Here is an 18,339-nt window from a genome sequence, read left to right as displayed (position 1 = left end):
GTCACAATCTAGAGTAAGCAGAAATGGAAAGGATGTTCGATATGTACAAAAAGGCATTGATCGGGCCGTTACTATTCATCTTGATCTTTAACATGGCTAGTTTGGCAAATGCAGAAAATGAGCAACCCCCTTTACAAATGGAAGAATTAACGATTCAGGTGATGCCTGATTACGCCTTTCATCCTGAAAATGAAGGACAAGATTCAACTCCCCTTTTAGTAGGGTATCATGGGGCCCTTTTAAATACGAGTGAGGTACCGCAAAGGGGACAAATCGAAATCCCACTCCCTGTAGGTGAGGAAAACTTTAAACTCGGTTTTATTGCTGACTACTCGAAAAATCTATCAGAAATGAATGAAATAAAGTATGAGCTTGACATTGAGGCAGGAACGATTTCTTGGACAACGAGTGAGGAGATTCATCCTCAAGAATTATATCGTTTTGTGATTGAGTACTATACAGACAGCATTCAGGTGGATAAAACTAGCCATACACTAGACTACGGATTTGAAAGTTTTTCAGATATCGGATTAGTAAATTTAATTTTCGTTGAACCACTCAATACAGACAGCTTCAAGCTTGAGCCGGCAGCTGAATCGCATCAAAAAAATAGCTACGGCATGAATATGTTCATTTACATGGTTCAAGGAATGAAAGCCGGAGAAGAAAAAGCAATCAAGCTGGAATATGAACGTTCTGATGAAAGAACAACTTCAAAAATTTTAGAAGACATGGTTGGTGCTTCTCCAACACAAGGAACTTCCACGGAAAATGAAGAAATCATCCCAATTTGGTTGATTATCACGATTATTGGTGGAGTAACTGTCATCGCGGCCGTTGTTTTAATTCTTTTCTTAAGAAAAAAAACGCAGACGGATAAGGAACAGAAAATAAATGGTTCGGCTACTGATATGAAGAAAGCTAAGCTTCGTGAAATGTTAGTAGATGGAAAAATCTCTGAAGAAGAGTACGGTGAATTGTTAAAAAAAGTTGGAGGTAAGTAAGTATGTCAAAAAACACAAAAATAATCGCTGCCTTAACCCTAATGTTTGTTGCCTTTGGGATTATCACTTTTGCATCAATGCCCACAGCTGGAAGTAAAGAAATAACAATTACGGAAATCGTTGAAAACAGTCAGCAATATGATGGGGATTACATTATGACTGAAGGCTTGCTAAATAAAGAGTCGATTCAATGGAATGCTGATGATATCGAATTGCATTTTGAAATTTTTGATGCGAATGAGACAGCTTTACCTGTGTTTTATAAAGGTGTACGTCCAGATAATTTTACAGATGATGTCATCGTCATTGTTGAGGGTTTCATGAACGATGGCGTTTTCGAAGCTGAAAAAGTGTTGACGAAATGCCCTTCTAAATATGAAGGAGAGGACATGGAGAATTATGATAGCGAAATGCATAAGGAACTTTTTAATGACAAGCAGGAATAAAACAGATGGGTGGTCGTCCGAATGTATTTAATTGGAAACATCACACTTTACCTTGGAATCGTGATTGCTGTTTATTCAATTATTGCCAATATAATTGGAATAAAAAAGAAGAGTACTAAATGGATTGAAAGTGCTAGAGGCGGAGTCTTATCCATTGTGTTCGTTTCGCTAATCGCCTCTTTCCTTCTTTTATATTTACTGGGGACGAGTCAATTTCAATTCGAATATGTCGCGGCATATACAAGTCTAAATCTTCCGTTGGTGTACAAGCTTACAGCTTTTTGGGCAGGAAATGCAGGGTCATTATTACTATGGACGGTACTCCTTTGTATATATACAGGAATTTTAGTTTTTTCAAAAGCGAAACATAATCCACTGATGCCATATGTATCTAGTATATTACTACTGAATATTTTATTCTTTTTCACCGTCATGGTCATTGGCGGAAGCCCGTTTACGATGACGGAAATGGTACCAGCTGATGGAAAAGGCTTGAATCCAATGCTCCAGCATCCAGGAATGATTCTCCATCCGATTACATTATACCTAGGCTATGTAGGTCTTGCTGTTCCCTTTGCCTTTGCCATTGGCGCTTTAATTTTAAAAAGAATGGACGCAGAATGGATAAAGTTAACTAGACGTTGGACGATTACAGCATGGTTGTTTCTAACACTAGGAAATATCATTGGCGGTTGGTGGGCCTATCTAGAACTCGGATGGGGCGGATATTGGGCTTGGGATCCGGTTGAAAATGCCAGTTTCCTTCCGTGGTTGACGGTATCAGCATTTCTTCATTCTGTCATGATTCAAGAGCGAAAAGGAATGTTGAAGACTTGGAATATTAGCCTGGTAATCATTTCTTATCTATTGACAATCTTCGGGACTTTTTTAGTACGAAGCGGGGTTTTAACAAGTGTCCACGCGTTCGGAAGTGGTCCACTAGGAACTTATTTTTTAATCTTCCTAGCGTTTATGATGCTTCTCTCTATTTATGTTGTTATCACAAGGTATCAACTTATTAAAAAAGAAAGTATCCCGATTGAATCTTATTTTTCTAAGGAAAGTTCTTTTCTATTAAATAACTTAATTCTTGTTGCTGGAGCATTTGCTGTTTTATGGGGGACGATGTATCCGCTTATTTCCGAAGCAGTAACGGGGACAAAAGTAAATGTAGGGCCCCCTTATTTTGATGCAATAATGGCCCCTATTTTGCTCTTATTAATTTTATTAATGGCCGTTTGTCCATTAATTGCTTGGCAAAAGGCTACGGTAGAAAAACTATTGAAAAATATGCTATGGCCAATGATTATTGGTGTGATTACGGCGGTACTCCTGGTTGTTTCTGGTATTAAAGGCGTATTTCCAATCATTGGTTTAGCTTCAACTGCATTCATGTTTACGTCACATATCCAGGAATTTATTCAAGGAACACGCGCGAGAATGAAAGCAACGAAGGAAAATATGTTCAAAGCCGTCATTACTCTGACAAAAAAGAATCAAAGAAGATACGGTGGGTATATCGTTCATATTGGAATTGCAATTATTGCTGTTGGAGTCATTACTTCCAATGCCTATCCTCAAGAGGTATTAAAAACGGTTGAAACAGGTGAAAGTTTTACAATTGGAAATTATGAATTAACCTTTGTGGGATTGCGCGAATATACGAAAAATGGCAATGGCATCGTAGTTGCCGATATTGATACGACGTACAAAGGAAAAAATATTGGCGTTGTAAACCCTGAAAAGGTCTTTTATGAAACTTGGCCTGAGCCATCTACTGAAGTAGCAATTAAAACACATCTTACTGATGATTTATATGTTGTTTTAAGTTCATGGGAGAACAGAGATAAAGTGACATTACAAGTAAAAGTGAATCCGTTTGTAAGCTGGATATGGGCTGGAGGAATCATTATGGTTATTGGAACGGCCGTAGCTCTTATCGGAGGCAAACCATCTTCTTCCCGTGTGGGACATGCGTTAAGGTCAGGGAAGGTGAATGAAAATGGTTAAAAAAGTAGTGCTTACAACCTTAATCCTTTTAATCGGAATTCCGAATCTATCGTTAGCGGCATTTACAGAGAATTCAAAGGAATTTCAGAACGTGATTAAGCAGCTTGACATGCAGGGACATGCAGACAAAGATTTGTCCACTTGTCCTATCCAACCAATTTATCGTAAAGAGGTTCTTGAAATGCTGAACAATGGCATGACAGAAGAAGAAATTCTTCAATCCTATGTGGATGAATATGGCCAGGCAGCTTTACGGGCACCCGCCACAGATAAAAGTGGATGGATTGCCTGGGGAATGCCTTTCGCCGGACTTACTGCAGGTGGTGCGATTGTCGCAGTTTGGCTGAGGAAAATGAAAAATAGGGATGAGCTGAAACAGACGCCCCATGAAGTGAAATGGGAGTCTGAACTTGAAAGAGAGATTGCTGAAAAAGTGTTTGATGAGGAGCGGAGAAAGCATTTTTAATAATTGCTGGATGTTAGCTGTGATTAGAAAGGAGTGATTAGATGGATATCGTTTATTTATTAGCAGGTTCTGCGATTATACTCACTTGCTTTTATTTTATTGTTTCCCCGTTCTTTACAACTAATGAATCAGGAATGTCGATTGAAGAAGAAGCGGAAGAAAATTTGACACTTGAATCGGTTTATGGAGCAGTTAATGAGCTTGAGATGGATTATTTAATGAAAAAGATGAATGAACAAGACTTTCTGCAATTAAAGCAGCAATATCAATTACTAGCAACTGAATTGTTAAGTCAAGAAAACAATTTGAAAAAGGATCGTTTAAATACGGACGCAGAGGAAGCAGAATTAGAACTGCTCCGTGAGTTGCAAAAGCTTCGAAAGCAGAAAGGGTGAAAATAGATGGACCATCTGCCTGCCTATCATCCAGAGTGGCTGATTAAGTTTTGGTTTGGAACTCCAGGATTGAACAAGCTAGAGCCACATTTAACATTATTTATTGCCCTTATCGTCTTGCTACTGTTTTTTTATAAAAAAAGCAAGAGTACGAATTCAAATGTAATTGATATCGAAGAAGAAGTATTTAAACAATTACTTACAAGAAGACAAGTCATTGAACAGCAAATAGTAGAGCTTGATGTGAGCTATGAACAAAATAAACTTCCCGAAGATCAATATAAGAGGAAACGAACGGAGTTTCAGAAACTGCTTGAACAAACAAGGCAGGAATTACGCCAATATACAATATGAAAGAGTTGGAAATCATGCTTGAACTAAAAAATGTAAACAAGATGATTGGAGAAAAATTAATCTTAAAAAATGTAACTCTCTCTTTGAAAGAAGGAGAAACATTGGCTGTAGTAGGGCCTAATGGTGCTGGAAAGAGTACGTTCTTCAAATGTACAGTCGGTTTACTTCAGCCGAGCGGTGGAGAAATCATTCTTGATGGGGAAGTAGTAAATAAAAAATCACAAGCAATAAAGGAGAAAATTGGATTCCTGGGCCATGAGTCTTTTCTATATAACAATATGACACCAATTGAAAACTTACAATTTTATGGGAAGTTGTATAAAGTAACAGACATTGATAAAAAGGCAAATGAATTACTTAAAAAGGTAGGCTTACACCTTTTTCGTGATCTCTCAATCCATTCTTTTTCACGAGGAATGATACAAAGATTAGCGATTGCAAGGGTGCTGCTGCCTGACCCCAAAATCCTGATGCTCGATGAACCGCATACAGGCCTTGATCTTGAAGCAGTCGCCTTGCTGAACGCAATTATTAAAGAAAAACAGAAAAACGGGACTTCAATTTTGATCATTTCACATGATTTTGAGCAAGTTCACTCGCTAGCAGATCGTATAGCGATATTAAAAAAAGGGAAAATTGTTGATCAGCTTAATCTTAATGGGTCAATGGATTTATTTGAAATGAAAAATTGGTATGAAAACGTGGTGTTGGGAGCATGAAGTCGATTATTACTGATGCTTTCACCATCGCCGGGAAAGATTTAAAGAGTGAATTGAGGTCAAAACAGACAATCGGGATGATGGTCGTCTTTTCAGCACTAGTCATTATTGTCTTTAGCTTTGCATTTGATCCTACGAACAATATGATCAAAGCGGTTATTCCGGGGCTGATTTGGTTAATCACTGTATTTGCTGGAATTCTAGGGTTAAATCGCTCGTTTACTTCTGAACGTGAAAATGATTGTTTTACAGGGTTAAGGGCCGCTCCAATTGACTCCTCCAGCATTTATCTTGGTAAGGTGATCGCTAATTTCAGTCTTGTTTCCCTTGTTCAAATAATTAGTGTTCCGCTTTTATTTCTATTATTTGGTTATCAATTTTCCGGTTCTTACCTATGGTTCACGTTAATTCTATTCACAGGTACTTTCGGATTTATTATCGTTGGGACTTTCCTAGCCGCACTTGCGGCAAATGCAAATAACAGTGAGATGCTTTTACCAGTTTTATTGCTGCCTTTAATTAGCCCACTTATTATTGCCGGAGTTCAAGCGATAAGATTGATTCTTGAGAACGAACATATTCAAGATGCAATGTCCTGGCTGCAATTAATGGTTGCTTACGATTTGTTGTTTTTGGCAGCTTGTTTTCTCTTATTTGAATATATAACGGAGGGTTCATAATGATAAAAGGTTCAAACATAATCGATAAAGCATTATTGTACACACTTATTCCATCATTTTTAGTTATGTTGTACTTAATTTTTATATGGTCACCGACAGAGCGAGTGATGGGGGAAGTTCAAAAAATCTTCTATATTCATGTTGGAACGGCATGGATTGCCTTCTTAGCATTTTTTGTTGTTGGATTTTATAGCATCCTCATTTTAATTAAACCTAAAATGAATCATTTTATCTATGCTGGGGCATCAGCAGAAATTGGTGTGTTATTTACGACAATTACCCTTCTCTCAGGAATGATTTGGGGGAGAGCAAGTTGGAATACATGGTGGAGCTGGGAACCAAGATTAGTAACAACTTTAATCCTTCTATTTATTTATATTGCCTATTTATTTATCCGAAATATGGAAGGTTCATGGGAGAAGATTGCCAGACTTTCATCCGTTTTTGGGATCATAGGTGCACTAAACGTACCGATTGTATTTATGGCGATCCGTTGGTGGAATTCAAAACTTCATCCAGTTGTGTTCGGAGAGGGAGCCAATCAGTCTGGGGGTGGGATTGCACCAGAAATGCTTGCAACACTAATGTTTAGTCTTTTTGCCATTACCGTTCTTTATGTGTTCCTTATGCGTAAAGGTGCACAAATCTCGCAAATGAGGGTAACTGTGAAGAAGGCTAAAAATAAATTAATTCATAAATTAGCTAGTTAAAGAGATTTTAATCCATACAAAAAACAATAATCTTTAGGAGGAATAAAAATGACTTATTTATTAATGGCATACTCTGTAACTTGGGCATTAATTGCGATTTATATGGTGGTTTTAGGTGGGAAACAGAAGAAATTAGAACAAGAAATTCGTCAATTAGAGGAATGGAAAGCTGAATTATAAAAGTAGGTGATGAAGATGAGGAAGAAAATCGTACCGTTAATTGTCCTTATCACTGCCATCGGGTTTATCGGTTTCCTGATAAATGGTCTTAGTGGAAGAGCCTCCGCTAATCCCGGGGATGCGGCAATCGAGTTTGAATTAACAGATATTCATGACGATACTTATCAATTGTCTGATTTTAAAGGGCAGACCGTTGTATTGAACTTTTTTGCAACTTGGTGCCAGCCTTGTATTGATGAAGCGCCAGAGCTTGAGGCGTTTGGGTTGGAATATGAGGATGCACAGTTAATTATTATTGCCAAAGGTGAATCAAAGAAAAGAATCGAAAAATATATTAGCGACACGGGTTCGCAGCTGCTTTATCTTTTAGATACACAAGAAAAGATTTCAAAAGAATACAGTGTTATCGGGCAGCCTGAAACAATTATCATTAATAAAGATGGCATAATTGTTGAGAGGTTCTCTGGGCCGACAACGAAGGCACGTCTAATTCAATTAATTGAAGAAAAAACTTCATCCTAACCTTGGTTAAGACACATCTAGTGTTTTAATAGATTTATTTTTTGCCAGGGGGAGGTGAAAAAGAATGTTTAAAAGAGGAATAAAAAAATTCTTATCGCTTGATAAGAAATTATTATTATTTATTGGAGTTTTCACCGGTATTATCTTGTCCGTTGTGACGGTAAAAGGTCTCGCTTATACAGACTCTCCTGAGTTTTGTAGTAGCTGTCATATTATGACAAGCGTTCATGATTCATTTGTCGATTCTACACATGCCGAATTGGCTTGTTCAGATTGTCACTTGCCGCATGATACGGTGGTTAATAAATTCACTGAAAAGGCGAAAGCTGGTTTAGGCCACGTGTACTATAATACAATTGGAGCAGACAAAATTCCGGCAGTTTTACATGCGACCGATAATTCGATGAGAATTATTACCGAAAACTGCATCGATTGTCATCAAAGTACATTACAAAATGTCGCGCATGATGCAAAAGACAATTGTTCGGATTGTCACCAGTCCGTCCCACACGGCAAAGACTTTAAAAATGATGATTACTTCAAACCTGCAAAACCAGGTGAGCTTTTAGAAAATAAGGGAGGAAATTGGGATAATGGTTAGAAATTACCAATGGATAGCGTTGCTTTTCGTAGCTGTCTTATTTGTCATTTCCGGCTGCTCAAGTTCAGAAGAAGCAGGAACGAGTGCGAGTGAAGCGCAAACTGGACTTAGTGCCGATGAAATTAGCAATGAAGCGTTTAAAGATTTATTTCCGCTTCAATATGACAGTTATATGAAAAATGCTGAAATGGAAGATACGAAATATAGTGGTTCTGTCAAACGCAGTAAGTTTGATCATGATAAAGAACCTTACTTACCAATTCTATTTAATGGATATGGATTTGCAACAGAGTATAACGAAGACAGGGGACATATTTATGCCCTTGAAGATGTTCGCGATATTGCGCGAATAACAGATGCTTCAATTGGATCTTGCCTCACGTGTAAATCAACAGCCGTTCCACATATGATTGAGGAAATGGGCGATGATTATTGGGGTGGAAATTTCAACTCTGAAATATGGCCAAAAGCTGAAGCGATGGGACATTCACCGATTGGTTGTTCTGACTGTCATGACCCGCAAACGATGGATTTACGTATCACTCGACCAAGCTTTACTAAGGCAATGGAATCACAAGGAATCGATATGTCGAATCCTACGAAAAATGACATGCGTAACTTTGTTTGTGGCCAGTGCCATGTTGAATACTATTTTGCTGCTGATAATGGGGAAGTAACGTTCCCGTGGGAAAACGGATTCAAGCCGGGAGACATGTATGAATACTATGAAACAACCGCAAAGGAAAATAATTTTGAACAAGACTGGATTCATAATATTTCCGGTACACCAATTTTGAAAGCACAGCATCCTGATTTTGAAACCCATATAATGGGGCCACATGGACAAGCAGGTGTGACTTGTGCCGACTGTCATATGCCATATGAACGGGTTGATAAGAAAAAGAAAATAAGTTCCCATCATTGGCAATCGCCGCTGAAAACGATGGAACAATCTTGTTTGACTTGTCATAGCAACCGTGATGTCGATGAATTGGAACAACGAGTAATGGATATTCAAGATACACATATGGAAGCATTGCATAAGGCAGAAGATATTTCGATTAGCTCGCATTATTATGTGAATAAAATGATTACTTCTGGTGTAAGTGAAGCGAAAATTAAAGAAGCACAGGAACATATCCGAAAAGGGCAGTGGTTCTGGGATATCGTTGCCGCTGAAAGTGCAGCAGGGTTCCATAATCCACAAGGAGCGATGGATACGTTAAAAATATCATCAGAAGAGTCCTTTGCCGCAATTAAAATTGCAACTGAAGAGTTAGTTAAGAAAGGCGTAAGTATTGAAGAGCTAGATAGAGAAATCGAAAAAGTAAAAACGGCTGTGTACGAGGAAACCGATAACTTTAAAAAGAAAGATCATGCGATTAATGATTATTTCCCAGCACAGCAGCCAAAATAAAGAGATAAAATGGTTGTAATAGAAAACACTGTGCAAATAGTAATTTGTGCAGTGTTTTCTTTAGTTTATCGAGGTGACTTTCACGTGTCAAGTTAGATTAGGATAGGCGTATAATTAGGGGAAAAGTGAGATTATTAACAGTAAATTTTTATTATTTTGATTGTGCGTTTCTGCATTGCAAGTTTCTTACAAACGCTGACGGGAATTTTGAATCATTCGTCAGCTTTTTTAATATCAAATCTGAAGCATTATACATAGTATAATGCAGTTCATTTTTGGGGAGAATGGGTTTGATAACGAAAATGTATTCGTGATAATCATTTGTCTCCTCTTGCATCTAAAGCGTAAATTGTTTACAATAGTTATACTTTCATATTGAAAGACGTTTGATGAAGGAGTAGTAGTGATGGGAAGTCTAGCAAAAGAGAGCTGACGGTTGGTGCGAGTCAGTTAGACTCATCATGAACTCGCCTTATAGTCGCCTGCACGAACATTTAGTAATGTAGGCCGTATTCCGCGTTAAGGATGAATGAAGTGAGTGACTTGTCACTAATGTGGGTGGTACCGCGGGAGATTTATACATATACTCTCGTCCCTTTTTTAGGGACGGGGGTTTTTTTATTTGAAAAGCTCTGAACTAAATTAGAAATAGAAAACAGGAGGTAAATACGATGAGCTTCAGCCATCATGAAATTGAAACAAAGTGGCAAAAACATTGGGAAGAAAATAAAACGTTTAAAACAACGGAAGATGAGGGGAAAAGAAAGTTCTACGCCCTTGATATGTTTCCGTATCCGTCTGGTGCTGGATTGCACGTAGGCCATCCAGAAGGATATACTGCTACAGATATTTTATCGAGAATGAAAAGAATGCAGGGGTATAATGTGCTTCATCCAATGGGCTGGGATGCATTTGGTCTTCCTGCTGAGCAGTATGCACTAGATACGGGGAATGATCCCGCGCAATTTACTCAGCAAAATATTGATAATTTCCGCCGTCAAATCAAAGCTCTTGGCTTTTCGTATGACTGGGATCGAGAAGTAAATACGACAGATCCTTCCTATTATAAATGGACCCAATGGATCTTTTTAAAATTATATGAAAAAGGACTTGCCTATATTGATGAAGTAGCCGTCAACTGGTGTCCCGCTTTAGGTACCGTTTTAGCGAATGAAGAAGTCATTGATGGGAAAAGTGAACGTGGTGGTCACCCAGTTGAACGACGTCCAATGCGTCAATGGATGTTAAAAATTACAGCATACGCAGATCGCTTGCTTGAAGATTTAGAGGAGCTAGATTGGCCTGAGAGCATTAAAGAAATGCAGCGCCATTGGATTGGGCGTTCCGAAGGGGCAGAGGTCACTTTTGAAATTGATGGTCATAAGGATCTGACATTTACAGTATTTACGACTAGACCAGACACGTTATTTGGTGCTACTTATGCGGTACTTGCTCCCGAGCATCCTTTTGTCGAAAAAATTACAACTGCTCAACAACTTGCCGATGTAAATGGTTATTTGGGTGAGATTAAAAGTAAGAGTGATTTAGAGCGTACTGATCTTGCTAAAGAAAAAACAGGTGTGTTTACTGGAGCTTACGCGGTGAACCCTGTAAATGGCGAAAAAATGCCAATATGGATCGCTGATTATGTATTAATGAGTTATGGTACAGGAGCAATTATGGCTGTTCCGGCTCATGACGAGCGTGACTACGAATTTGCGAAAAAGTTTGGATTGGAGATTAAAGAAGTCGTTGCGGGAGGCAATATTGCAGAAGAAGCTTATACCGGGGATGGCGAACATGTCAATTCTGACTTTTTAAATGGTCTTACTAAGGAAGAGGCCATTATCAAAATGATTTCTTGGCTCGAAGAAAAAGGGATTGGTACGAAGAAAGTGACCTATCGGCTGCGAGATTGGTTATTCAGCCGTCAGCGTTACTGGGGGGAACCAATTCCAATCATTCATTGGAAAGATGGCACAATGTCAGCTGTTCCTGAAGATCAACTGCCACTTATTTTACCAAAAACAACAGAAATTAAGCCTTCAGGTACGGGTGAATCACCACTTGCAAATATTGCGGACTGGGTCAATATTGTTGATCCAGAAACAGGGAAAAAAGGCCGCCGCGAAACAAATACGATGCCACAATGGGCAGGAAGCTGCTGGTACTACTTGAGGTATATTGACCCAAATAATGAAGAAGCTTTGGCAGATGAAGAAAAACTTAAGAAGTGGCTGCCTGTCGATATTTATATTGGTGGGGCTGAGCATGCTGTACTTCACCTCTTATATGCCCGTTTCTGGCATAAATTCCTTTATGACATTGGCGTTGTCTCTACGAAGGAACCATTCCAAAAGCTTTTCAACCAAGGAATGATTCTTGGAGAAAACAATGAAAAAATGAGTAAATCAAAAGGGAATGTTGTCAATCCTGATTCAGTGGTGGATAGTCACGGTGCAGATACGCTACGGTTATATGAAATGTTTATGGGGCCACTAGATGCTTCAATTGCGTGGTCTACAAATGGTTTAGATGGCTCCCGCCGCTTCCTTGATCGTGTTTGGCGTCTATTCGTTGATGATCATGGCAAATTAAATGAGAAAATCAAAGAGGGATCTGATGGAGCGGAACTTGAGAAAGTGTACCATCAGACGGTTAAAAAAGTAACTGAAGATTATGAAGGGCTTCGCTTTAACACAGCAATCTCGCAATTGATGGTATTTATTAATGAAGGATACAAAGTAAATGTACTTCCAAAAAGTTATGTGGAAGGTTTCGTAAAAATGTTAGCGCCAATTTGTCCGCATATAAGTGAAGAACTATGGCAGAAGCTTGGTCATCAAGAATCCATTAGTTATGCAGCTTGGCCAGCATACGATGAGGCGAAGTTAGTTGATGATGAAATCGAAATAGTCATTCAAGTAAATGGGAAAATTAAAGCGAAATTAAAAGTACCAGCTGATGCGAATCGCGAAACGCTTGAACAGATCGCGATGGATGCTCAGTCGGTTAAAGAACAAATCGATGGAAAAACGATACGGAAAGTTATTGCTGTACCGGGAAAATTAGTAAATATTGTTGCCAACTAAGTGTTTACAATCGAATAAGGAAAATTGGATCATCCATCCCCGCTCGAGGGGATGGATGTTTTTATGTTGCTTTAGTAGGTTTAAATGCTTTTAATCTTAATTATAGTATAATACAATGAACATAAAAAACCGAAGGGGTGGGTTCAATGGAACACATTGAAACAATCACAACAGACGAGCTTCAAAAAAAAATTGAGGCTGGAGAAAAGCTTGAACTAGTTGATGTACGAGAAGATGAAGAGGTCGCCGCGGGGAAGATTCCAGATGCAAAGCATATTCGGATGGGAACGATACCTGAGAACCTTGATTATTTTGATAAGGAAAAAGAATATATTTTTATTTGCCGATCAGGTAATCGCAGTGGACATGTTTGTCAGTATCTAAACGAACAAGGATACAAGGTAAGAAATATGGTTGGCGGAATGTTGGAGTGGAAAGGTGAAACGAAATAAAAGAAGACACGATTGAATGGCTGGTATCTCTAGGATATTCAGCTTTTTTTAGCTAATAGGAAAGTATAAATTTTTCAAATTAATACTTTCCTAACGCATAAGTGCAACTACGCCTCTGTCTTCGCCTCTGTCTTCGCCTCTGTCTTCGCCTCTGTCTTCGCCTTTAGGCTCGCCAATCGGCGAGTTTTCTTTATTGGGAAGATTGACTATTTTTTTACGAAAATTATAAAAAATGAAAAAACAGTCAATAATGACAAGGAGAAAGAGGGTGAACACTGTGATTCAAGTTAAATTATTCGATCATGAGCATGAAAAAGATCTCGAAGTTGATATGAATCGTTTTTTAAGGCAGATCGATGAGGATAAATTAATCGACATTAAGTATAATGTTGCGGCAATTCATGAGGAAGAAGATGAGGACGATCAAATCTACTGTTTCAGTGCGATGGTCATTTACCGAGCTTGACTGCAATAATCCAGCCAAGCTCTTAATCATACATAATAAATTTTAGAAGTTCGGCAAGAACCCACGCGACTTTAGTCGTGTGATGAATTGCCGTTTGATTCGTAGAATCAAAAAAATATTTTTAATATACCTACTTTCTACTAGATATAAATAATACCCTTGTGGTATATTATATGTGAATTCGGAACATACGTTCCGAGTCGGAATAGAGTGAAAGTGTGGTGAAACCAATGCTTGAATTAGTAAACCGTGGCTATGTGTATCGCGCTACCCCTATTTCTCAAGAAGTAGAAACTTATTTACGACAGTGTTTTGGTGCAGACAGAAAAATGTATAACCTACATGTTGCCCACCTATATGATTATTTGGAAAAGAGTAACTATCAAATTGGCGATCCATTACCTTCTTTAAAGAAGATGGGTATGCCGACTGTATCTGAATTCAAAAAACAATGTGTAAATGATAATGTGGCTTACTTATATCTTGTAGACGCATTCGCCTCTAACGAAGCAAAGCAACACTTCAACAAGGCGATAACCGCCTTTAACAAGATTGCATGTAAGAAACAATACAAGAAATCTGCCTTAAAACGTCAGAAGACACTAGGGATAGAACCGACATTTCGTGATTTAAAAGGAATACCAAAGTTCCATTCTCGTAAGGATAGCAAAGCCAGCTATACTACATTCAATCAAAACGGAAATATCTACATTAAAGATGAAGTATTATATCTTCCAACTGCACAAAAGTCTTCTGTGAAAGTAGTTGGGTTAAATCTAAACACACATAGACCATTACCACAAGGCAGTAAAATTAAGAATGTAACGGTTACTATGAACACGAAAGGGCAATTTGACGTGTCTATTTGTGTTGAATTTCCAATGGAAATCGCAAGCATTGGTACACCTACTCGTATTCTAGGACTAGATTATTCTCAATCTCATTTTTTCATAGACAATGAGGGTAAGAAAGCCAATTATCCTCAATATTATCGAGAAATGGAAGAACGTCTAGCGAAAGAACAACGCGTGTTATCACGCAGAGTAAAAGGCTCTAATCGTTGGGAAAAACAACGACTTGTCGTTTCAAGGCTGACAGCCAAAGTAGCAAACCAGCGAAAAGATTGGCTTCACAAGAAATCCTATGCTCTTGCGAATCGTTATGACATGATTGTAGTAGAGGATCTAGACCTTCGTGCTATTGGACAAAACAAGTATTATGCCAAAAACCAGCAAGATAATGGTTTTGGTAATTTCCGTCTGTATCTAAAATACAAACTAAAACAACGAGGAAAATACTTTGTCAAAGCAGCGAAAGATTTTGCGTCAACACAATTATGTTCAACTTGCGGTCATAAGAATACTGCACTAAAAGGAAATGTAGATATTCGTGAATGGGATTGTCCTTCTTGTGGCACACATCATGACCGAGATATTAATTCGGCGTTCAACCTAAAACACTATGGAGAACGTTATACTAAAGAAAAAATTCTGCCACAAGTAGTTGTGGCTTAAATAAGACAAGCGGGTTGCTTGGAGCCCAAACAGTACCTCTAGCGTGGTTTGAAGGGCAGGACACTAGTCTTGTTGTCCGCTGTAAATTCTAAAGGTCGTAAGACCTTACAAGCCCGTGACTTTAGTCATGGGTTGTTGACGGTTTCTCTGCTGCATTCATTCCGGCCAGCCTCCCAGTCACAAGTGCAGAGGTGATATTATATCCCCCTGTATACCCATGAATATCGAGAATTTCTCCACAGAAATAAAGGCCGCCCATTCGCTTTGAAGCCATCGTTTGCGGTTCAATCTCTTTTACCGAAACCCCCCCACCAGTAACAAATGCCTTATCTAACGGTTGGGTTCCATTTACATCGAATTTGAAATTTTTGCAGCTAGTAACAAAGCTGCGGATTTTCTCCTGTGAAATTTGGCCAGATTGCATGCTAGGATCGATCTCGTTTTGTTCGAGTAAAAACAATAAATATCTTTCAGGGAGAAATCCTTTTAACACATTTTTTATCGCCTTTTTCGGTTCACTTTTCATTAACTGATGGATTTCTTGGAATAATTGCTCATCTTTATAACCTGGACATGCATCTAAATTCATGGTCACTTTGTTTATATTCCATTTCTTCATCGCTTTAACAACAAACTGACTGCAGCGTAGGACAGCTGGTCCGCTAATACCAAAATGGGTAAAAATCATGTCCATTTGATGTGAAACTAAAGGCTTTCCTTTTGGATTAAGCACGCTTAACCGAACGTTGCGTAATGACAATCCTTGTAATGTTTTATTTTTAATAAATGGTTCATCTGAAAGAAGAGGAACCTCAGTCGGAAAAAGTTCCGTAATCGTATGCCCAGCTTTTTCTGCCCAAGCATAGCCATCGCCAGTTGAACCTGTATGAGGGACGGATTTTCCACCAACAGCAATAACGATACTGTGAGTAGTCAGTATTTGGCGATTCGTAAGTTCAACAGATGCAACCTTGCCATTTTCGTAGTGGACATTATGAACAGGGCAATTTAATTTGATATCGACGTTTAATTCTTCCAGTTTTCTTAAAAGCGCATCAACAACAGTTTGTGCTTTATCAGAAACCGGAAACATTCGCCCATGGTCCTCTTCTTTAAGCTTAATCCCAAGCTTCTCAAAGTAATCAATAATGTCTTCATTGTTAAAAAGGGAAAAAGCACTGTATAAAAAGCGTCCATTTCCAGGAATATGCTTAATAATTTCATCGACGGGCAGTCTGTTTGTTACGTTGCAACGCCCACCTCCAGAAATAGCTAGCTTTCTTCCCAGCTTATTTCCTTTATCTATTAATAAAACACGCGCGTCTTTTTCACCAGCTGCAATTGCAGCCATTAAACCTGAAGGTCCGCCGCCGATAACAATACAATCATAATTTCTTTTCATCTGCATAATCATCCTATCCGAAATAATTCTTTCATTATAAAACATTTCCATCTTTAAGTTAAACGAAACGGATTAGTAAAAGTGGCGTGGAATGCCAAGAAGAGGTAAACTAAATAAATGTGAAAAGATAAAAATATAGTAACACAGGTTGATTATGATAAAATTAACTTTTGCACAACTAGGCTTTATCGGAAGTTATTTTGCAGAAGAGTGCGGTGATTAGCTACGCTTTTCGTTAGTAGGAAGGGATTGTATGTCATCTAAGCTTTTGAGAGGGACGTTTATATTAACCCTCGGCACGATTATTTCAAAGATACTTGGGTTGTTTTATGTGATTCCGTTCTATGCCATTGTTGGGGATGACGGGACGGCTTTGTATTCTTACTCTTATATTTCTTACACGATTTTTATTAGCATTGCGACTGCGGGTGTGCCACTTGCGGTTTCTAAGTTTATTTCAAAATATAATGCTCTTGAAGAGTATGCAGTCGGCAGAAAGTTGTTTAAATCGGGGATGATCGTGATGATGATCACTGGTATTGTCTCATTTCTCGTTATGTATATGACGGCCCCGATTTTAGCTGACATTACTCTTAGCTCAGGAGACGAAAATCCAACCGTTAGTCAAGAAGATGTAACAACGGTGATTCGAGCTGTTTCCTTTGCATTAATCGTCGTTCCTTTCATGAGTTTAATCCGTGGATTTTTCCAGGGGCATCAGTCAATGGGACCATCAGCGGTTTCCCAGGTGGTTGAACAAATTGTCCGGATCGTTTTCTTGCTTGCTGGGGCGTATATTGTATTGAACATAATGAATGGGACACTCGTTACAGCGGTAAGTGTAGCGACTTTCGCTGCTTTTATTGGCGCGCTAGGCAGCCTATTTGTGTTAGGTTGGTATTGGTTTAAACGGAAGCCACACTTAGATCAGCTTTTAAAACATGATAAACGAACAATGGATATATCTCTAAAAGATATTTATAAGGAAATCTTAATTTACGCAGCTCCTTTTGTTTTTGTTGGAATCGCAAATCCGCTTTTCCAATTTATTGACCAAATTACATTTGAAAGGGCCATGACTGCAATTGGGTTAGGAGCTCAGGCAACAACTGCCTTTGGTATTTTAAACTTTCAAACGCATAAGCTCGTAATTATCCCTGTCTCATTGGCAACAGCATTTTCTTTGACGCTAGTACCAACGATTACGACTGCCTTTATAGAAAATAACCGTCAAAGTTTAAAGTTACAGTTGGATCAAACGTTTCAAGTTTTGCTGTATTTAACCGTTCCAGCAACGATTGGGCTATCGATTTTAGCTGAACCAGCTTATACTATTTTTTACGAACAAAAGGAATTGGGGACAGAAATTTTAAGATTGTATGCGCCAGTTGCTATTCTGTTTGCATTATTTTCTGTTACTGCTGCTGTATTACAAGGAATAAATGAGCAGCGTTTTACGATTTTGAGTTTGCTTACGGGATTGCTTGTAAAGCTCAGCCTTAATATCCCGCTGATAAAAATGCTAGAAACAAAGGGAGCTGTAGTCGCAACTGCACTTGGATATACGGCAGCAATTATCATTAACTTAATTGTGATTCATAAATTTGCTCAATATTCGTTTAAGTTTGCATTGAGAAGAGTATTCTTGATTTTCATTTTCTCAGGGGTCATGGGGATTGGTACACTTGCTGTTTATGAGGGGCTGACTTTATTTTTATCGCCAGGTGAAAAATTCAGCTCGATGATCATTGTAGTTGTTTGTGCCCTAGTTGGCTGTGGAATTTACTTTTATCTCGGCTTCCGCTCAAAATTAATTGACCGTTTGTTCGGTGACAAAGTAACTAAAATTAAAAGAAAACTTCGTCTCCGAATTTAGGGAAAAAAATGGTCCTGCTCATTATATAAGCGA

At 38.5% G+C, this 18,339-nt stretch carries 19 protein-coding genes and 1 other annotated feature; of the genes, 18 read left to right on the top strand and 1 reads right to left on the bottom strand.

Annotation, left to right across the window (positions count from 1 at the left end; all coding sequences use genetic code 11):
* Positions 1-41: 41 nt before the first annotated feature.
* The 17 genes from GNT69_RS10060 (at position 42) to GNT69_RS09980 (ending at position 15,028) form a co-directional block, all read left to right on the top strand.
* Positions 42-1,004: a hypothetical protein gene (locus GNT69_RS10060; protein WP_203554809.1), complete on the top strand. Its 963-nt coding sequence runs from the start codon at positions 42-44 to the stop codon at positions 1,002-1,004.
* Between the two features lie 2 nt (positions 1,005-1,006).
* Positions 1,007-1,450 (top strand): cytochrome c maturation protein CcmE, encoded by a 444-nt coding sequence (locus tag GNT69_RS10055; RefSeq protein WP_203554808.1) that lies wholly within the window; start codon positions 1,007-1,009, stop codon positions 1,448-1,450.
* Positions 1,451-1,471: 21 nt separating this feature from the next.
* Positions 1,472-3,460 (top strand): heme lyase CcmF/NrfE family subunit, encoded by a 1,989-nt coding sequence (locus tag GNT69_RS10050; RefSeq protein ID WP_203554807.1) that lies wholly within the window; start codon positions 1,472-1,474, stop codon positions 3,458-3,460.
* On the top strand, positions 3,453-3,926 hold the full coding sequence (locus GNT69_RS10045; protein WP_203554806.1) for a cytochrome c-type biogenesis protein: 474 nt from the start codon (positions 3,453-3,455) through the stop codon (positions 3,924-3,926). Before GNT69_RS10050 ends, GNT69_RS10045 begins: the two co-directional genes overlap by 8 nt.
* Positions 3,927-3,967: 41 nt before the next feature.
* On the top strand, positions 3,968-4,321 hold the full coding sequence (locus tag GNT69_RS10040; RefSeq protein ID WP_203554805.1) for a hypothetical protein: 354 nt from the start codon (positions 3,968-3,970) through the stop codon (positions 4,319-4,321).
* 6 nt (positions 4,322-4,327) lie between these two features.
* Positions 4,328-4,675 carry a hypothetical protein gene (locus GNT69_RS10035; protein ID WP_203554804.1) on the top strand — a complete coding sequence of 116 codons (348 nt, stop codon included), beginning with the start codon at positions 4,328-4,330 and terminating at the stop codon, positions 4,673-4,675.
* Between the two features lie 14 nt (positions 4,676-4,689).
* Positions 4,690-5,394 carry a heme ABC exporter ATP-binding protein CcmA gene (gene ccmA, locus GNT69_RS10030; RefSeq protein WP_203554803.1) on the top strand — a complete coding sequence of 235 codons (705 nt, stop codon included), beginning with the start codon at positions 4,690-4,692 and terminating at the stop codon, positions 5,392-5,394.
* Complete coding sequence (locus tag GNT69_RS10025) at positions 5,391-6,074, top strand: heme exporter protein CcmB (RefSeq protein ID WP_203554802.1); 684 nt, start codon at positions 5,391-5,393, stop codon at positions 6,072-6,074. Before ccmA ends, GNT69_RS10025 begins: the two co-directional genes overlap by 4 nt.
* Positions 6,074-6,784, top strand: coding sequence for a cytochrome c biogenesis protein (locus GNT69_RS10020; protein WP_203554801.1), 711 nt, complete (start codon positions 6,074-6,076; stop codon positions 6,782-6,784). The genes GNT69_RS10025 and GNT69_RS10020 overlap by 1 nt, the downstream gene beginning before the upstream one ends.
* 48 nt (positions 6,785-6,832) lie before the next feature.
* The gene (locus GNT69_RS10015; RefSeq protein ID WP_203554800.1) at positions 6,833-6,964 is read left to right on the top strand and encodes a CcmD family protein; all 132 of its coding nucleotides are present in this window, start codon (positions 6,833-6,835) and stop codon (positions 6,962-6,964) included.
* Positions 6,965-6,979: 15 nt separating this feature from the next.
* Entirely contained in the window at positions 6,980-7,486 is a 507-nt protein-coding gene (locus GNT69_RS10010) for a TlpA family protein disulfide reductase (RefSeq protein ID WP_203554799.1), read from the top strand.
* A 64-nt stretch (positions 7,487-7,550) separates the two neighbouring features.
* Positions 7,551-8,087: a cytochrome c3 family protein gene (locus tag GNT69_RS10005; RefSeq protein WP_203554798.1), complete on the top strand. Its 537-nt coding sequence runs from the start codon at positions 7,551-7,553 to the stop codon at positions 8,085-8,087.
* Complete coding sequence (locus tag GNT69_RS10000) at positions 8,080-9,504, top strand: ammonia-forming cytochrome c nitrite reductase subunit c552 (RefSeq protein WP_203554797.1); 1,425 nt, start codon at positions 8,080-8,082, stop codon at positions 9,502-9,504. Before GNT69_RS10005 ends, GNT69_RS10000 begins: the two co-directional genes overlap by 8 nt.
* 376 nt (positions 9,505-9,880) lie before the next feature.
* Positions 9,881-10,104, top strand: a binding site (T-box leader).
* A gap of 71 nt (positions 10,105-10,175) precedes the next feature.
* Positions 10,176-12,596 carry a leucine--tRNA ligase gene (leuS, locus tag GNT69_RS09995; RefSeq protein ID WP_203554796.1) on the top strand — a complete coding sequence of 807 codons (2,421 nt, stop codon included), beginning with the start codon at positions 10,176-10,178 and terminating at the stop codon, positions 12,594-12,596.
* A gap of 146 nt (positions 12,597-12,742) precedes the next feature.
* Positions 12,743-13,048 (top strand): rhodanese-like domain-containing protein, encoded by a 306-nt coding sequence (locus GNT69_RS09990; protein ID WP_203554795.1) that lies wholly within the window; start codon positions 12,743-12,745, stop codon positions 13,046-13,048.
* Positions 13,049-13,325: 277 nt separating this feature from the next.
* Positions 13,326-13,514 (top strand): sporulation protein Cse60, encoded by a 189-nt coding sequence (locus GNT69_RS09985; RefSeq protein ID WP_203554912.1) that lies wholly within the window; start codon positions 13,326-13,328, stop codon positions 13,512-13,514.
* 230 nt (positions 13,515-13,744) lie between these two features.
* A complete protein-coding gene (locus GNT69_RS09980; protein ID WP_203554794.1) occupies positions 13,745-15,028 on the top strand; it encodes an RNA-guided endonuclease InsQ/TnpB family protein in 1,284 nt (427 codons plus the stop codon).
* Positions 15,029-15,149: 121 nt separating this feature from the next.
* Here the strand turns inward: GNT69_RS09980 and GNT69_RS09975 are convergent, their stop codons facing one another.
* Positions 15,150-16,430, bottom strand: coding sequence for a BaiN/RdsA family NAD(P)/FAD-dependent oxidoreductase (locus GNT69_RS09975; RefSeq protein WP_203554793.1), 1,281 nt, complete (start codon positions 16,428-16,430; stop codon positions 15,150-15,152).
* A 253-nt stretch (positions 16,431-16,683) separates the two neighbouring features.
* Here GNT69_RS09975 and GNT69_RS09970 point away from each other — a divergent pair, with 253 nt between their 5' ends.
* Positions 16,684-18,306, top strand: coding sequence for a putative polysaccharide biosynthesis protein (locus GNT69_RS09970; RefSeq protein ID WP_203554792.1), 1,623 nt, complete (start codon positions 16,684-16,686; stop codon positions 18,304-18,306).
* Positions 18,307-18,339: the final 33 nt, after the last annotated feature.

It is taken from the genome of Bacillus sp. B15-48 (assembly GCF_016879755.1).
Taxonomy (GTDB): domain Bacteria; phylum Bacillota; class Bacilli; order Bacillales; family Cytobacillaceae; genus Mesobacillus_B.
The sequence above is the reverse complement of the archived record's forward strand: the minus strand, read 5'-3'. Positions and strand labels throughout refer to the sequence as shown.

Bases quoted from the DNA above. Each gene is read 5' to 3' on its own strand.
- GNT69_RS10060 (WP_203554809.1), top strand. From the start codon at position 42: ATGTACAAAAAGGCATTGATCGGGCCGTTACTATTCATCTTGATCTTT.
- GNT69_RS10055 (WP_203554808.1), top strand. From the start codon at position 1,007: ATGTCAAAAAACACAAAAATAATCGCTGCCTTAACCCTAATGTTTGTT.
- GNT69_RS10050 (WP_203554807.1), top strand. From the start codon at position 1,472: ATGTATTTAATTGGAAACATCACACTTTACCTTGGAATCGTGATTGCT.
- GNT69_RS10045 (WP_203554806.1), top strand. From the start codon at position 3,453: ATGGTTAAAAAAGTAGTGCTTACAACCTTAATCCTTTTAATCGGAATT.
- GNT69_RS10040 (WP_203554805.1), top strand. From the start codon at position 3,968: ATGGATATCGTTTATTTATTAGCAGGTTCTGCGATTATACTCACTTGC.
- GNT69_RS10035 (WP_203554804.1), top strand. From the start codon at position 4,328: ATGGACCATCTGCCTGCCTATCATCCAGAGTGGCTGATTAAGTTTTGG.
- ccmA (WP_203554803.1), top strand. From the start codon at position 4,690: ATGCTTGAACTAAAAAATGTAAACAAGATGATTGGAGAAAAATTAATC.
- GNT69_RS10025 (WP_203554802.1), top strand. From the start codon at position 5,391: ATGAAGTCGATTATTACTGATGCTTTCACCATCGCCGGGAAAGATTTA.
- GNT69_RS10020 (WP_203554801.1), top strand. From the start codon at position 6,074: ATGATAAAAGGTTCAAACATAATCGATAAAGCATTATTGTACACACTT.
- GNT69_RS10015 (WP_203554800.1), top strand. From the start codon at position 6,833: ATGACTTATTTATTAATGGCATACTCTGTAACTTGGGCATTAATTGCG.
- GNT69_RS10010 (WP_203554799.1), top strand. From the start codon at position 6,980: ATGAGGAAGAAAATCGTACCGTTAATTGTCCTTATCACTGCCATCGGG.
- GNT69_RS10005 (WP_203554798.1), top strand. From the start codon at position 7,551: ATGTTTAAAAGAGGAATAAAAAAATTCTTATCGCTTGATAAGAAATTA.
- GNT69_RS10000 (WP_203554797.1), top strand. From the start codon at position 8,080: ATGGTTAGAAATTACCAATGGATAGCGTTGCTTTTCGTAGCTGTCTTA.
- leuS (WP_203554796.1), top strand. From the start codon at position 10,176: ATGAGCTTCAGCCATCATGAAATTGAAACAAAGTGGCAAAAACATTGG.
- GNT69_RS09990 (WP_203554795.1), top strand. From the start codon at position 12,743: ATGGAACACATTGAAACAATCACAACAGACGAGCTTCAAAAAAAAATT.
- GNT69_RS09980 (WP_203554794.1), top strand. From the start codon at position 13,745: ATGCTTGAATTAGTAAACCGTGGCTATGTGTATCGCGCTACCCCTATT.
- GNT69_RS09975 (WP_203554793.1), bottom strand. From the start codon at position 16,430: ATGAAAAGAAATTATGATTGTATTGTTATCGGCGGCGGACCTTCAGGT.
- GNT69_RS09970 (WP_203554792.1), top strand. From the start codon at position 16,684: ATGTCATCTAAGCTTTTGAGAGGGACGTTTATATTAACCCTCGGCACG.